The organism is Massilia sp. SYSU DXS3249 (genome assembly GCF_053668055.1).
Genome location: NZ_JBSIPX010000001.1, coordinates 235,013 through 248,710, shown reverse-complemented (window position 1 = coordinate 248,710; position 13,698 = coordinate 235,013). Strand labels below are relative to the sequence as shown.

Genomic DNA, 13,698 nt, shown 5'->3' with positions numbered 1-13,698 from the left:
GCGATCATCCCGATCCCCGTTGAGGCAAAAAAGGAAGAGCCATGTTGAACAAAAAATGCTTTGGTGCGGTGATCCTGGCCGCCGTTGCCGTCTCGCCCTCGGCATTCGCTGGCGACCGCGGCGTCAATACGGCGGTCGGCGCGGTGCTCGGCGCAGCAATCGGCCACAGTGCAGGCGGTAGCGGCGGCGCAGTCGTCGGCGGCGTGCTCGGCGCGGCAGTCGGCAACTCGATCGGCGGCCACCACAACGACCGCGGCTATTACAACAATCGCGGTTATTACGATAACCGCGGTTACGCCCAGACCCAGGTCTACGTCCAGCCGCGTCCGGTGTATGTCCAGCCGCGCCCGGTCTACTACGAAGCGCCGCGCTACTACCGCCAGCCGGACGTCGTGTACGTGGCGCCACGCCACCACCGTCACCGCGACTACGACCGCGGCTATCGTGACCGCGGCTACCGCGACCACGGTCATCCGGGCTACTACCACGACGGCTACCGCCGTTAATCTGCCCCTGCAGTTCCCTGAAAGCCGCGTCGCCCGACGCGGCTTTTTTATTTTCCACCTCCCTCCGCTAGATCCCGGCAGCGGCGCCCTTGCCGCATTACCGGGGGAAGCATGGTCCAGAGCGGCGACATCGTGACACTGGCGGGCGGGCATTACCGGCTGCGCGAACGGATGGCCGCCTCCGCCTACGGCGTGGTCTGGCAGGCGCAGCGCGACGGCGTCGGGGCCGTCGCGATCAAGCTGGTCAACCAGGAACAGATGGCGCGCGCCGAGCCGGCCCTGCGCGAGCGCTGGCGCGCCTGCGCCGCAGGCGAAATCGCTTTCCTGTCGGCGCTGGCGCCATGGGACGCGCGCCACATCGTGCGCCTGCTCGACCACGGCGTCCACGAGGGCCTGCCGGCCATGGCCCTGGAACTGCTCGACGGCGACCTCGCCGCCCACATGGCCGCCCACAGCGCCGGCGGCGGGCGCATCGGGCTGGCCCAGTCGCTGGCCTGGCTGGGCCAGGTCAACGCCGCACTCGCCAAAGTCCACCAGCATGGCTGGCGCTACCTCGACCTCAAACCTGGCAACCTCCTGCTCGACAAGGGGAGCGGCACCCTGAAGCTGGCGGACTTCGGCACCAACCGGGCGCTGGTCGACGCCGGCGCCCACTCGTATGCCGGCACCGCCAGCTGGCAGGCGCCCGAACAGTTCTTCCCCGCCGCGCCCGGGGGCTACCTGACCGATGCCCGCACCGACTACTTCGCGCTCGGCGCAGTCTTTTTCTGGCTGGTGACGAACGGACGCACGCTGCGCTATTCGACGGCCTGCCTCGACGCCTGGCGCGCCCATGGGAACGAGGCCCCTGCCCGCCTGCGCAGCGACTGCGGCGGCGCCCTGCCGCCGGTCTTGCTCGAGGCCGAGGCCGCGCACTTCCTCGCCTGCGCCGCCGACGACGCGGCCGACCCGCGCGCCGCCCTGGTGCTGCTGCGCGCCCTGGTGGCCAGCCGCCGCGAAGACCGGCCGCGCCACGCGCTGGAGATCAGCCGCCTGATCGGGGCCGCCCAGGCGGGCATCGAGGACTGCAGGAGGGCCGCCTAATGCGCGCCGCGGCACGCCTGGGCGTCCTCGTCCTCCTGTTCCTGCTGTGCGCCCTGCAGGCGCTTGCCCTGCTGCGCAGCCCGCCGGCCCACCTGCCGAAGCACATTGATATCCGGCTCGCACCGGGCGCCGCCATCGAACTGGAGGGTGCCGCGCTGGCCGCGCCCGGCGCCGACGTCCGCCTGCGCCTGCGCCGCGATGAGCAAGGCGGCTGGTGGGCGGGCGGCACGGGCGCCGGCGCGTTGCGCTTCGAGCGCGCCGGCAGCACGGTGCGCAGCGCTACGCTCGTCCTCCAGCCGGGCACGCGCTTCCAGCTCGGCGCCCTCCATTACACCGTCGAAGCCGCCGGAGAGGCCGGCGTGCGCCTCGACGACGGCAGGCAGCTGTGGCGCTACGACGGCGCCGTCGCCTGGCGCGACGGCGCGCCGCTTCCCGCCTGCCCGGGAGACGGACCGGGCGCGCGCCTGGCGGGCATCTGGAACCGCTGGCTGCCCGCGCTGCTGGCGATCGAACGGCCGCTCAGTTTCGGCGGCAACCTCAGCTGCGGCGCCCGGGTCGGCAATCCGGACGCGGCGCCGGGCAGCGCCGTCCTGCGCATCGCCGACGGGGTTCCCATGCTGACCGCGGCGGCCGGCGCCGCCCGCACGCCGCTCCTCGTCGAGCAAGGCGGCATCCCCTTCGAGCTCGCGCTGGCCGAACAGGCGCTCGAAGGCGTCGAGGCCGTCACGGTCGGCCGCACGCGCATGGGGGTGAGCCGCCACGAGGGCGGCTTGCGCCTGCACCCGCTCAGCCGCGTCGCCCTCGCTACCGAGCCGCGGGCCGCGCTGCCCGAGGGCGTGCGCTGGGAATGGGAGCGGCGCGACCCGTGGGCCTGGCCGGCCGGCGCGCCAGCCTTCCTCATTGCCGCGCTGGCCGCGGGCGCCCTGGCCGGCGGCCTTGCGCGTGCGGGCAGAACATTCCCCCTTCCCGACGCTGCACGCCTGAGCGCCGGCGTCGCGCTGGCCGTAGCCGGCCTGGCGCTGCTGCTGGCCCAGCGCGCCGGCAATTCGCCCGGCGTCGGCTGGTCGATGCTGCTGTGCTGGGCGGCCCTGTACTACGGCCTCGCCTGGCGCGCTGCCAACGCCGCCGTCACCGTCGGCGTGCTGCTGCTGGCGGCGGGCCTCCTGCTCCAGCTGGAGCTCGGACTGGGCGCGCCGGACACTTCCTGGCTGCGCCACTTCCAGAAAACGGCAGCCGCCGCCGCGCTCGGGATGGGCGTCGCCGGCGCCTCCACCGCGGTGCGCCATGCTGCCCGCGCGGCGCCGATGACGCAGAGCCGGATCGAGGCGCTCCTGCTGCTGCTGGCCGCCTGCGCCGTCGCCGCCCTGCTGGTGCAGGTCGGCTGGGGCAACGAGACCGGCGTGTTCGACATGCAGCCCGTCGAATTCGCCAAGCTGGCGCTGACGGTGCTGGCCGCCCATTGCATCGCACTCGGCCTGGGCAAGCGCGCCGGCCGGGACGGCCCCGGAGCAGCCCTGCTGCGCTGGCTGCGCCTGGCCGCGCCGGCGCTGCTGTTCGTCGTCCTGCTGGGCGTGGCGCTGGTCCAGGTGGACGATTACTCGCCCCTGATCCTGCTGCTGGTCTGGGGCGCGGCCATGCTGCTGGCCTGGTCCTGCGCCGCGCGCCGCATGGGGCCCGGGCTGGCGGTGGCGGCACTGGCCTGCGCTTGCCTCGCGGGCCTGGCAACGCTGCGCGCGGCCGGACTGGAAGACAGCAACGGCTGGCGCTTCTACGGCGAGCGCTTCGCCGTCTGGCTCGACCCGGCGGCGCACCCGCACACGGGCGCCCAGCTGCTGCTGGGGGCGGCGGCGATCGGCAGCGGCGGCTGGTTCGGAGCGGACGGCATCTTCGGCCTCGCGGCCCTGGGCCAGGGCGCTGTCGAGGCGCTCGCGATTCCGGCGGTGCAGGACGATTTCGCCCCCGCCTTCCTGCTGCAGCGGCACGGCCTGGCGGCGGCCCTGCTGCTCTGGACGCTGCAGGCGCTGTTCCTGTGGACGCTGCTGCATGCGGCGCTGCGCGCCTGGCGGGGCGGCGCACTGGCACGCGACTTCCGCCACGCCTGGCGCGGGCGCTTCCGCTGCTTCGTGCTGTGCGGCGGCGCCGCTTTCCTGTTCGGCCACTTCCTGCTGTCCTGGGGCACCAACCTCGCCTTCTTCCCGATCATGGGACAGCCGATGAGCTTCCTGTCGGCGGGCGGCTCGCACCTCCTGTTTTTCATCTTCCCCCTGCTAGCGTTTGCTGCCGCGGGCGCTCCCGCAGCCGCAGCCGCCGCCGCACATACCATCGAGGAGAATTGAATCATGCCGGTCTACGTCCAACACGAAACCTTGAACCGCGTCAGCGACGTGTTCAATGCCGAGGCCCTCTGGCAGGCGCCGGGCCTGGCCCTGTTCAACCGCCGCCCGCTGCTGCGCGACCTGTTAGAACGAGCGCCCCGCGAGCAGCGCGGCAGCGCCGTGACACGGTGCTTTTCCCACGTGACCCTGGTGCTGCCCCAGGACGAGGTCGACGACGACCGCCACCTGACGCGCGGCGCGCGCGTGCGCGACCTGGCGCAGACCCTGCAGGCGCTGCACCAGAAGGACTTCGGCGACCTGCTCGGCAGCGACGACGTGCGCTACCACGTGCTCGGCTCCGAACACCTGGAACCGGGCCACGTGGAGGTGAAGTTCGGGCATGCCGTCTACCTGCCGGCGCCGGGCGAACAGGTGCAGTACACGGTGAGCGTGTCGCGCGACAGCGCGATCTGGCAGCCGGTCTGCCCGGTCTACCCGAACCAGCGCCTGACGGTGCTCGGCCGCGACGCCGCGAGCGCCACCTATGCCGTGCCGGGCTGGCCCTTCGCGCTGGAGGCGGCCATCCTCCTCATCAACGACGGACCCGAGACGGCGCTTGAAGTGCAGGTGCGGCCGAAAGACGCCTTCGAATGCAGCTTCGACGCCGCCGGCGGCTACTACACGGTCCGCGCGCGGCGGCGCGAGGGAGAGCCTGATGCCGCGGGTGGTGCGCGCCTGTTCCTGAAGATTGCGGCGAACATGGCGGCGGCGCCGGCGAAGGCGGCCACCTCCGCGCCACGGGCGCCGGCCGTCTGGAAGACGCGCGAGCGCATGCCGGACGATGCCGAGCTCACCGCGGTGCCGGCGCTGGCCCGCGCCCGCGCCCCACTCGACGCCGCCCCGCCCCAACTCGACGCCACCTACGCCCCGGTCGCCCGCCAGCGCGTCACGCTCGCTGCGATCGCCCTGCCGCGCCTGAGCCGCTACCGCGACACCGGCGCGGCCATCGTCGAATTCGGCATCGGACGCGACCTGGCGGTCGGCGCCCTCGACGCCGACTCCCTGATCGGCTTTGCAAGCGACGAAGCGGACCAGGTGCATGCGGTGACCCGCGACGGCCGCCAGCGCATTGCCGTGCCGAGCCGGTTCGCCCCGCTCGACGGCGTCGACCTGCGCGTGCTGGCCCCGGCCGCGCCGATGGCCGAGCGCTACAGCGCGATCGTCTGCCTGCCCCAGGCGCCAAGCCTGCCGGTGCTGGCCGGCGCCCGGATCGCTTTCGGGCGCGCCGCACCCGCGCTGGCCGGCCTGCGCGTGCTCGATGCCGCCCGCTGCCTGCGCGGGGCCGATGGGGTCGACCTTGGGGGCGCCGACCGCCTCGGGCTCTCGCGCAATGCCTTCAGTTTCGAAGCGACGCCGGACGGCTACCGCGTCAGCCGAGGCTCGTCCACGCAAGCCCTGTACCACCTCGACGAGCAGCTCGGCTTCGTGGCGGCGATCGAGGCAGCCGAGGATGCGCCCTGCCTGGTGCCGAACGGGCACCACATCGTCGCCGGGCATTACGTGCTGCGCGTCGAGGCGTGAGCATGCCGGCCGCGCTTCTGCCCTTGGCCTGCCTGGGAGCGGCGCTGCTGGCGACGCTGACCTTCGCCGCGCGCCTGACGCCGGCCGCCTGGTGGCGCCGCCCGAATGCGCGCGCCCTCGCCGTGCTGGTGCTGGGCACCTGCGCGATCGGCGGCGCCTTGTGGTGGATTGCAAAGCCGCAGCCCGAGGCGCCGGCCGTGGCGCGCGCATCGGGTTGGGAAACCCCGCTGCCTGGCCGCAGCTACCGGGTCGCCGACGCGCTCAACCTGCGCGCGTCGAAGGGCGTCGGCGCGCAGCGCGTGGCCGTGCTGCCGGCCGGTTCGGTCGTGACGGCGACCGGCGTACGCGAGGGCGACTGGTGGCAGGTGCAGGCGACGCTCGATGGCGAACGCTTCGAAGGCTGGGCCAGCAGCCTGTGGCTGCGGCGCGCGGATGAACGGCGGTGATTTAACGCGGGGTGTAGCGCATCGGGTTGAAGTACAGGCCCTTCACGCATTGCGTGGGCGCGGTGCGCTCGAAGCCGAAGGCCTCGTACACCGCCACCGCATGGTTCGACGCGTTCACCGTGAAGCTGCCGCCCGCACCGCGACGGATGGCAGCCAGGCGTGCAGCCTCCCACAGCCGGCGCGCCAGTCCCTGCCGGTGCCAGCGCCGGTCCACGAACAGGTGGAAGACGTGGTCGTTGTTGCGGATCGCGACGAAACCCGCGAGCTCGCCGCCGTCGAGCGCAACGTGGTAGACATGGCCGGCCTGGACATACCCGCGCAGGCCCGTTTCGTCGTTCTCGCGCAGGAAGGTGCAGGCCCCTTCCGGCGGCGACTCGTGCACGATGTACTCGAGGGCGCTGGCGCGCAAGAGGCGCGCCATGGCGGGCAGGTCGGCGTCTTCACAGGGGCGTATCAGCATGGGCGTCTCGGGACGAATTCGGGATCACTGAAGCAGGCTTTGCCAAAACGTCAAGCTACCATATGATGAAAGCCCTGAACAAGATCTTCGACGGCATGCTCGAACACCTGCATTTCGGCCCCTGGCTGGACGTGGCGGCGCACAGCGCGGTCGGCGCCGGCCCCCTGACGCGCCCCGAAAACCAGGACAACCTCCTGGCGATCGACGCCGCCGGCCGTGCCGTCTTCCTGGTCGACGGCCTGCCGCGCACGGCGAGCGTCCCCGGCTGGCCGCCGGGCCACGTGCGCCTTGCCGTCCTCGACGGCATGGGCGGGCACGGCCACGGGCGCGAGGCGGCCGAGGCCGCGGCCGCCGGCCTGCTCGCGATTCCCGCCTGCGACGAGGTCGACGCCCTGAGCACCCACCTGGAGCGCCTGCACGGCGAACTCCAGCGGCGCTTCGACGGCATGGACGACAGCGTGGCGCGCCCGGGCACCACGCTGACCCTGCTGGAACTGCCTGCCTGGGATGCCGGCGGCGCCCTGCTCTGGCATGCCGGCGACTCGCGCCTGTACGAAGTCACCCACGGCGGCGCGGCGCCGCTGACCATCGACCATGTACCCGCCACCGTGCTGGCCACCGCCGGGCTGATCGAGGAAGACGCCTGGCGGCGCCAGGTGCATGGGCGCCACGGGCCGCAGATCGCCCAGGCATTCATCCTCGGGAACACCTTTGCGGACCCGGGCCGCCTCGACGACGCGCTGTTCCCGCTCACGCCCGCGATCCTGCCGACCTGGCTGCGCGCCCTGCCCGACCGCCGCGCCCTCGCCTTGCGCGCCGACGCCCTCTACCTGCTGGCCACCGACGGTTTCTGGTCCTGCGCCGATCCTGCCGCCTTCGTCCGGCGCTGGCCGCAACTGCTGGCGGACAAAAGCGCGCCTGACGCCATCGCGGCCCTGTTCGGCGCGATGGAGAACGGCCCGCCCGAGGGCTTGCAGCCGGACAACCTGACCGCGGTGGCGCTGCGCCTGCGCGGCGGCGGGCGCGAGGAGACGGCGCTGCCGCAAATTTGCTGAATGCGCGGCTGAATCGGGGATTGATTTACAGCAGGAAATACTGTGCTCCAATAACAACTAGTGCGCGCCACGGCTGGGCGAATCCGCGTAAGCTTGACCGGTCCACGAGGTCAGCCCACGAGCTCAGCCATTTCATGAAGCGTTGCAGCCATCCCGATCATCCGCACTGCACCGTCTGGGTGATGCCAGGGGATCCGGCCTGCGCGCACGGCCACGTCCAGCCGGCTGCGGCGGTCCCGGCTCCGGCTGCGGCCGACGCCTCGGCCACCCCAAGTGGCCCGCCCTCCCGGCGTCCCCATCTGCACGTGAGCGGCTTCGACCCGCGCGCCGCCGGCGGGCGCCAGCTGCTCAAGCTCGAGGTGCGCGGCATGCCGGCCGACTGTCCTCCCGAACTCGCACTGCTGGCCAGTTCGCGCCTGCGCCTCGATGGCGGCGAGCGCCTGTGCTTCACGCGCACCGTGCGCGGCGACTGGCTGCCGGTCTTCCTCGAATTTTCTTCGCGCGGGCTGGAGCACGGCCAGTACCGCATCGACATCGAACTCCAGGGGCAGCCGGACAACGGAGGCGCGCGGACCTGGATCGCCACACTGGCCATCCTCGCACCCCGTCCAGACGCCAGCCTGCACGAGATCCACAGTACCTTCCTCGCCACCCACAAGAACGTGCGCGTGAGCGCCACCGACGCCTCGATCGCGCGGGTGCGCGCCCAGGTCGGCGGCGGCAGCCTCGACATCGACGTCAAGGCCGACAATGCGGGCATCGCCCACCTCGACCTCGATGGCAGCCCCGGCAAGATCGACCTCGGCTTTGCCAGCATCGCCTGGGATGAAGACCTGCTGGAGCTCGACCAGCCGCGCATTCAGCTGCCCGTTCAGCCACGCATTCAGCCAGAACGCCGTGCGCTCGACCTGCCGCCCGTACGGGCGCCGCAACATCCCTGCCCGGCCAGCACGGCCTGCCTCGTGTTCGATACCCAGGACGCGAGCGAAGCCGGCGCGCCGCACGGCCAGTCGCGGCAGGTCCGCCACCTGCGCCTGTTCGCCCTCGACGAGTGGGTGCTCGGCCGCTACGAGCCCGGCGCCGGGGCCGAGGCCGAGCTGCTGCTGATGCACCACCGCGACAACGGCCCGACGCTTGAGGGCCTGACGCGCCGCATCTCGGCGCGCCACGCCGTGATCCGCCGCGCGCGCGAGGGCTTCGAGATCGAGGACGTGTCGCGCTATGGGTTGCTGGTCGACGGTGCCTGGCCCGGCAAGCATGCGCCGGTGCCCCTGTGCAGCGGCATGCGCCTGGAACTGACGGCCAGCATCCCGGGCGTCGCCGTGCTCGAGGTAGGGCCCGTCCTGCCGAATGGCCTGGTGCTGTACCGGGTGGATGCCGGCATGACGCACGAAGCCTTCTGCCTGCTCAATCCCGAACACGATCCGGGCGCGGGCATGAGCGCGCCTGGACTGCCGCTGCTGTTCCATCGGGACGGCGGCTTCTGGCAGCGCGACGGCGCCGGGTTCGAAGCGCGCCCGCTGGCGCCGGCGAGCCAGTTCGCAGCGCCCGCAGGCTGGCCCCGCGTACTGCGTTTCGCCACCCGGCCTTATCCGGAACTGCGCGGCGCCTCGGCCGCAGCGCGGCGCAGAGTCGCAGGCGGGCTGAGCGCAGCCGCGGAGTAGCACGCGCAGTAGCGTCTCCGCCGGCGCGCCCTGTGGCGTGTCAGCGGCTCATCAGGAAGAAAATCAGCGAGCATCCCGCAAGCAGCGCCGCTTGCAGCCCGAAAACGATCGCGGGAATGCGCAGCTCTTCAGGGAGTTTCATGGCGCGTCCTTTCGTGTTCGGTAAAAAGACCGTTTGAAAGGCTTCAGCCTACTCCTGCCGCGGGCAGGTTTCCACACCCTATCGCGGGGAAATCGCACTCAGGAAATGTCGGTTCCATCCTCGCCGGCGGGCAGCCCGCGCGCCACGCGAAAACCGACGATGTCGTTCGACATCACCGCCGAAAACGCATTGCGCAGGGCCGAGCGCAGGTAGCGCGGGTTGTACAGCCAGCAGCCGCCGCGCAGGATGCGGCGCGCGCGGTCGCCTCCGCGCTGTTCGACGTCCTCCCAGGCGCTGCCGTCGCAGGGCGCGCCCTCGTAGCTGTCGTGCATGCGGTCCTGCACCCACTCCCAGACGTTGCCGTGCATGTCGTGCAGGCCCCAGGGATTGGGCGGGAACCGGCTGACCGGGGTCGTGCCGCGCCGGTAGTCGCCGTGGGGGCCGCCGTTCCAGCTGAAGTTGCCGTCGTAGTTGGCCAGGCTGGTGTCGATGCCGTCGCCAAAGCTGAAGGCCGTCCTGGTGCCGGCGCGGCAGGCGTATTCCCACTCGGCCTCGCTCGGCAGCCGGTAGCGCGCGCCGGTGCGCGCGGACAGCCAGTCCAGGTACAGCTGGGCGTCGCCCCAGGACACGCCGACCACCGGATGGGTGTCGTCCTGCGCGAAGCCGGGCGCGGCCCAGTCGACCTCGCCGCCGGGCTGCCAGCCCGTGGCCTCGGCGAACAGGCGCCATTCGCCCACCGTGACCGGATAGCGCCCGAGCGCGAAGGGACGCCCGATGCCGACCCAGTGCTGCGGGGTTTCGCGCGCCAGCCAGTTCTTCTGGGCGCCGGCCGCCATCGCGATCTTCCGCTCGTGCTCGGGTGAACCCATCTGGAAGCGGCCGGCCTTGAGCACGACCAGTTCGGGGCCTGCACCGGCGCCGTCCAGGAACCGGTCGCGCAGGAGGGTGGGTTCGATGGCCGGCGCACCGGCGGCCACCGCCGGCGCAGGCTCGAGGGGAACCGCCGCCGGCTGGGCACGGGCGCGCTCCTGCTCGGCGAGGTAGGCCGCAGCCGCCCTGGCCTGCTGCGCCTTGCGCTGCGCCTGCTCATGGGCTTCCTGCGCCTTTGCCAATTCCTCGGCGCGGCGCGCGGCCAGCTGTTCGCGCAGGGCTTCGCGGCGCAGGCGGCGCGCCGCATCCCCGGCCTGGCGCTCGCGCTTTTCCTGCTCGCGGCGCAGGCGGACCGCAGCGGCGCGGGCCGCTGCCGCTGCTGCCGCCTCAATGCTGGCCTGCCGGTCCTCGCCGGCCGGCGCCGGTTCAGGGGCTTGCGCGGCCGCATCCGCCGGCTTGTCCTCGTCCGCGAGGGGCGCGGGCGCAAGGCGCGCCAGCAGCGCCGACACGCTCTCCGGCCGGGCCGCGGGATCATGCGCCAGCCCCGCTTGCAGCGCCTCCCACTGCCCGTCGGCCAACCCCTCCGGCCGCGCGAACGCGCCTTCGGCCGTGGGCGGCACGCCGGACAGCATCTGGTGCACCATCGCCGCCACCGCATACACGTCCAGGCTGCGCGCCGGCATGCTGTCCGGCGCACCGGCTTCCGGCGCGCGGTAGCCGCGGGTGCCGGACCGCGCCGGCGCCTCCAGCGCGGACGGAGCGCCGCCGCGCACCCGCGCCGCGATGCCGAAGTCGAGCAGCTTGACCTCGCCGCGCGCAGTGACGAACACGTTGGCCGGCTTGATGTCGCGGTGGACCAGGCGGTGCTTGTCCCAGGCATAGTCGAGGGCCGCGGCGACCGGCGCCAGCAGCGCCAGCACGCGCGCCGCCGGCAGCGCCCCCTCCCTCGCCAGCAGGCTGTCGAGGTCCTCGCCCTCTAGGCACTCCATGATGACGAAATAGCTGGACGTGGCCGGGTCCTGGGCCCAGTCGTAGACCCGCACAATGTGCTCGTGCGCCAGGCGCCGCGCGCGCGTGGCTTCCTGCACCAGCAGTTTCGCGTGGCTGCCGTTCTCGGTGAGCTCGGGCGACAGGATCTTCAGCGCCACCTGGGCGCTGTGGCCCAGCTCCGCGTGGGTCGCGAGGTCGGTCGCCTGCCACACCTGCCCCATGCCGCCGGGCGCGATCAGGCGCTCGAGCCGGTAGCGGCGGTTGGATGGACCGACGTGCTGGCCCTGCATCAGCCCGAGTTCGGTGCCACGCGCAGTGACCGAAGAGACCACTGCCGGCGGCGCATGCGCGGCATCGAGGATCGCGTTCCGGCGCTGCTCGAACTCCTGCTCGCTCAGCAGGCCGTCCTGGTGCAGCGCGCGCAGCTCGCGGATCTTGTCGATGGCAGTCTGCATCGGGCCCCGCTCAGGCCTGCAAGGCCGCGCCGCAGGCGCCGCAGAAGCGGTCCTGGGCGTCGACCGGATGGCCTTGATGGCAAGACCGTACGGCCTGCGCCTGCGCGTTCAGAGCGGCCTTGTTGACGTCGTTCTGCAAGCCGAGCAGGTCGAGCTGGTGGCGCCGGTCCTTGTCGACCTCGAGGTCACGGCGCTGGCGTTCGCGCTCGGCCGCCTCCTGGGCCAGGCGGGCCGCCTCGAAGGCATCGATGCCGCCGCCGCTCGCGACCACGCCCGCCAGCGCGCCGAGCTGGCCGGCGTCCATCCCCGCGTGCACCCGGGTCTTGAGGTAGTCCGACAGGATGGCGGCATTGGGCGCGGCGGCCACCGCCAGCTTCGTCGTGTCGTCCAAAGCGTCGAGCGCTTCGGCGCGCCGGATCTCGAAGCGGGCCAGTTCCAGCTGGTGCTGCCAGGCCGCCTCCTGCTCGGCACGGCGCGCGGCGGCGCGGCGCTCTTCCGCCAGCAGCGCCACTTCTTTCTCCTGGCGCGCCTGGCGGTGCTCGGCGTCCAGCGTGCGCAGCAGCTTTTCGTGCTGGGCGATGGCGTCCTGGCGCCCGCCTTCGCGGCGCAGGGCCTGGAGCTGCTGCTTCCCCCCTTCCAGTTCCAGGTCGGCGGCCTGCAGCGAAGCGCGCAGGCGCGCCTGCGCCTGCTGTTCGTCCCACTCGGCTTCGCGCTCGGCGGCGCGGCGGCGCGCGGCATTGGCCAGCACCACCAGCTCGTACTGCGCCTTGTGCTCCTCCTCGTCGAGGGCGCGGGCGCGTTCCGCCGCCGCTGTTTCGTCCGCACGCAGGCGGGCCAGTTCGGCGCGCCGGGTCGACGCATCCTCGATGACCGATGCCTGCTCGACCTTGTTGCGGATCTGCTGAACCAGCAGCTGCTGGGCGAAGCGCTGCTGCGCCATCCGGCGCGCCTGCAGGGCTTCCTGCTGGGCCACTTCGAGGGCGCCGCGCATGCGGATCTGCGCCATCGCCTGCAGGTGCGCCCACTCGGCCTGCTTGCCCGCCCGCTGGCCGCGCTTCTGGGCCAGTTCGTGTTCCAGTTCTGCCAGGATCTCGCCGGCGCCGCGCGCCACCGCCTCGCGCCGCGACTGCGACTCGGCCACCCGCGCATACAGGTCGAGCTCGCGTGCGCGCACCGCCTGCGCCCGTTCGCCGTTCGCCAGCGTCAGCTCGGCGCGCTCGAGGGCCTCGTCCTGGCGCTGCCCGAGGCGGCGCAGGCGCAGGCGCGCGGCCTGGGCCTCGCGCTCGATGCGGTGCCATTCGCCTTCGTCATACAGTTCTTCGAGCTGGCGCGCGTGCTCCATGCGCACCCGGCGCTCGTCGGCGGCCAGCCACAGGGTGCCGATGCGGGCGCGGTTGGCGTCGAATTTGTCGTGCCGCAGCGCCAGCGTCTCGACCCCGGCCACGCCCAGGCCATACCCGGCCAGCAGCAGGCGCAGGCCACCCTGCAGGCGCTCGTCGAACTGGGCGCGCAGGTCGGCGTTGCCGGCCATGTCGCGCAGCGAGCGGGCGCCGACGAATTCGGCGGCCAGCTGGCGCAGCGCGGGAGTCAGCAGTTCGCGCAGCTGGGCGCTTGCGATCGTGCCGGGCATGGTCATGAAATGGCGCGCAAAGGCGGGCACGTTCTCGATGCGCAGGCTGACCGTGAAGCGGCTGGAGACCACCAGGTGCTCGCTGGTCTCCAGGTCGTCGAAGGCGAATTCGACCGGCAGCGCGCCGGTGCGTGTGATCAGGATCTCGGCATGGCCATCGCGCAGCAGGTGGTTAAGGCGCCCGAAGAAGCCCTCGATCTCGTACTCGCCCTGCGGCACTTCGGTCGCGTCCCCGCCCTGCAGGATATAAGCGCGGGCGGTGGCCGGCACCCGCAGCGTCTTGACGAACAGGCCGGAGAGCGCCTGCACGCCGAAGAACACGGCCAGCTCGTCGGGCCCGGCGACCCAGCGGTTGTCGACCAGCACCGGCGCATTGCGCGGCGCGCCCAGCGTGATGCCGCAGGCCGTGCAATAGCCCGCGCCGCCCGCATTCTTGTGCTCGCAGCGCGGGCACCGGGTGCCGCCAAAACCGAACATCTGGAACATGATCCGACTCCTGTG

At 72.5% G+C, this 13,698-nt stretch carries 10 protein-coding genes; 7 read left to right on the top strand and 3 right to left on the bottom strand.

Annotation, left to right across the window (positions count from 1 at the left end):
- Window positions 1-41: 41 nt before the first annotated feature.
- From ACWCIA_RS01110 to ACWCIA_RS01090, 5 genes are all read left to right on the top strand, one after another.
- Entirely contained in the window at window positions 42-506 is a 465-nt protein-coding gene (locus ACWCIA_RS01110) for a glycine zipper domain-containing protein (RefSeq protein ID WP_454160143.1), read from the top strand.
- Between the two features lie 111 nt (window positions 507-617).
- Complete coding sequence (locus ACWCIA_RS01105; protein WP_454160141.1) at window positions 618-1,589, top strand: protein kinase domain-containing protein; 972 nt, start codon at window positions 618-620, stop codon at window positions 1,587-1,589.
- Window positions 1,589-3,925 (top strand): FtsW/RodA/SpoVE family cell cycle protein, encoded by a 2,337-nt coding sequence (locus tag ACWCIA_RS01100; protein ID WP_454160139.1) that lies wholly within the window; start codon window positions 1,589-1,591, stop codon window positions 3,923-3,925. Before ACWCIA_RS01105 ends, ACWCIA_RS01100 begins: the two co-directional genes overlap by 1 nt.
- 3 nt (window positions 3,926-3,928) lie before the next feature.
- Complete coding sequence (locus tag ACWCIA_RS01095) at window positions 3,929-5,485, top strand: hypothetical protein (protein WP_454160138.1); 1,557 nt, start codon at window positions 3,929-3,931, stop codon at window positions 5,483-5,485.
- 2 nt (window positions 5,486-5,487) lie between these two features.
- On the top strand, window positions 5,488-5,931 hold the full coding sequence (locus tag ACWCIA_RS01090; protein ID WP_454160136.1) for an SH3 domain-containing protein: 444 nt from the start codon (window positions 5,488-5,490) through the stop codon (window positions 5,929-5,931).
- A 1-nt stretch (window position 5,932) separates the two neighbouring features.
- On the opposite strand, the gene ACWCIA_RS01085 is transcribed toward ACWCIA_RS01090, so the two are convergent.
- Window positions 5,933-6,391, bottom strand: coding sequence for a GNAT family N-acetyltransferase (locus ACWCIA_RS01085; protein ID WP_454160134.1), 459 nt, complete (start codon window positions 6,389-6,391; stop codon window positions 5,933-5,935).
- A gap of 62 nt (window positions 6,392-6,453) precedes the next feature.
- On the opposite strand from ACWCIA_RS01085, the gene ACWCIA_RS01080 reads away from it, so the two are divergent.
- Together ACWCIA_RS01080 and ACWCIA_RS01075 are read left to right on the top strand one after the other, a co-directional pair.
- Entirely contained in the window at window positions 6,454-7,446 is a 993-nt protein-coding gene (locus ACWCIA_RS01080; protein ID WP_454160132.1) for a PP2C family protein-serine/threonine phosphatase, read from the top strand.
- Window positions 7,447-7,580: 134 nt separating this feature from the next.
- Window positions 7,581-9,110, top strand: a complete 1,530-nt coding sequence (locus ACWCIA_RS01075; protein WP_454160130.1) for an FHA domain-containing protein — start codon at window positions 7,581-7,583, stop codon at window positions 9,108-9,110.
- Window positions 9,111-9,350: 240 nt separating this feature from the next.
- Here the strand turns inward: ACWCIA_RS01075 and ACWCIA_RS01070 are convergent, their stop codons facing one another.
- On the bottom strand, window positions 9,351-11,567 hold the full coding sequence (locus tag ACWCIA_RS01070; protein ID WP_454160128.1) for a bifunctional serine/threonine-protein kinase/formylglycine-generating enzyme family protein: 2,217 nt from the start codon (window positions 11,565-11,567) through the stop codon (window positions 9,351-9,353).
- Window positions 11,568-11,577: 10 nt separating this feature from the next.
- Window positions 11,578-13,683: a hypothetical protein gene (locus ACWCIA_RS01065; protein WP_454160126.1), complete on the bottom strand. Its 2,106-nt coding sequence runs from the start codon at window positions 13,681-13,683 to the stop codon at window positions 11,578-11,580.
- Window positions 13,684-13,698: the final 15 nt, after the last annotated feature.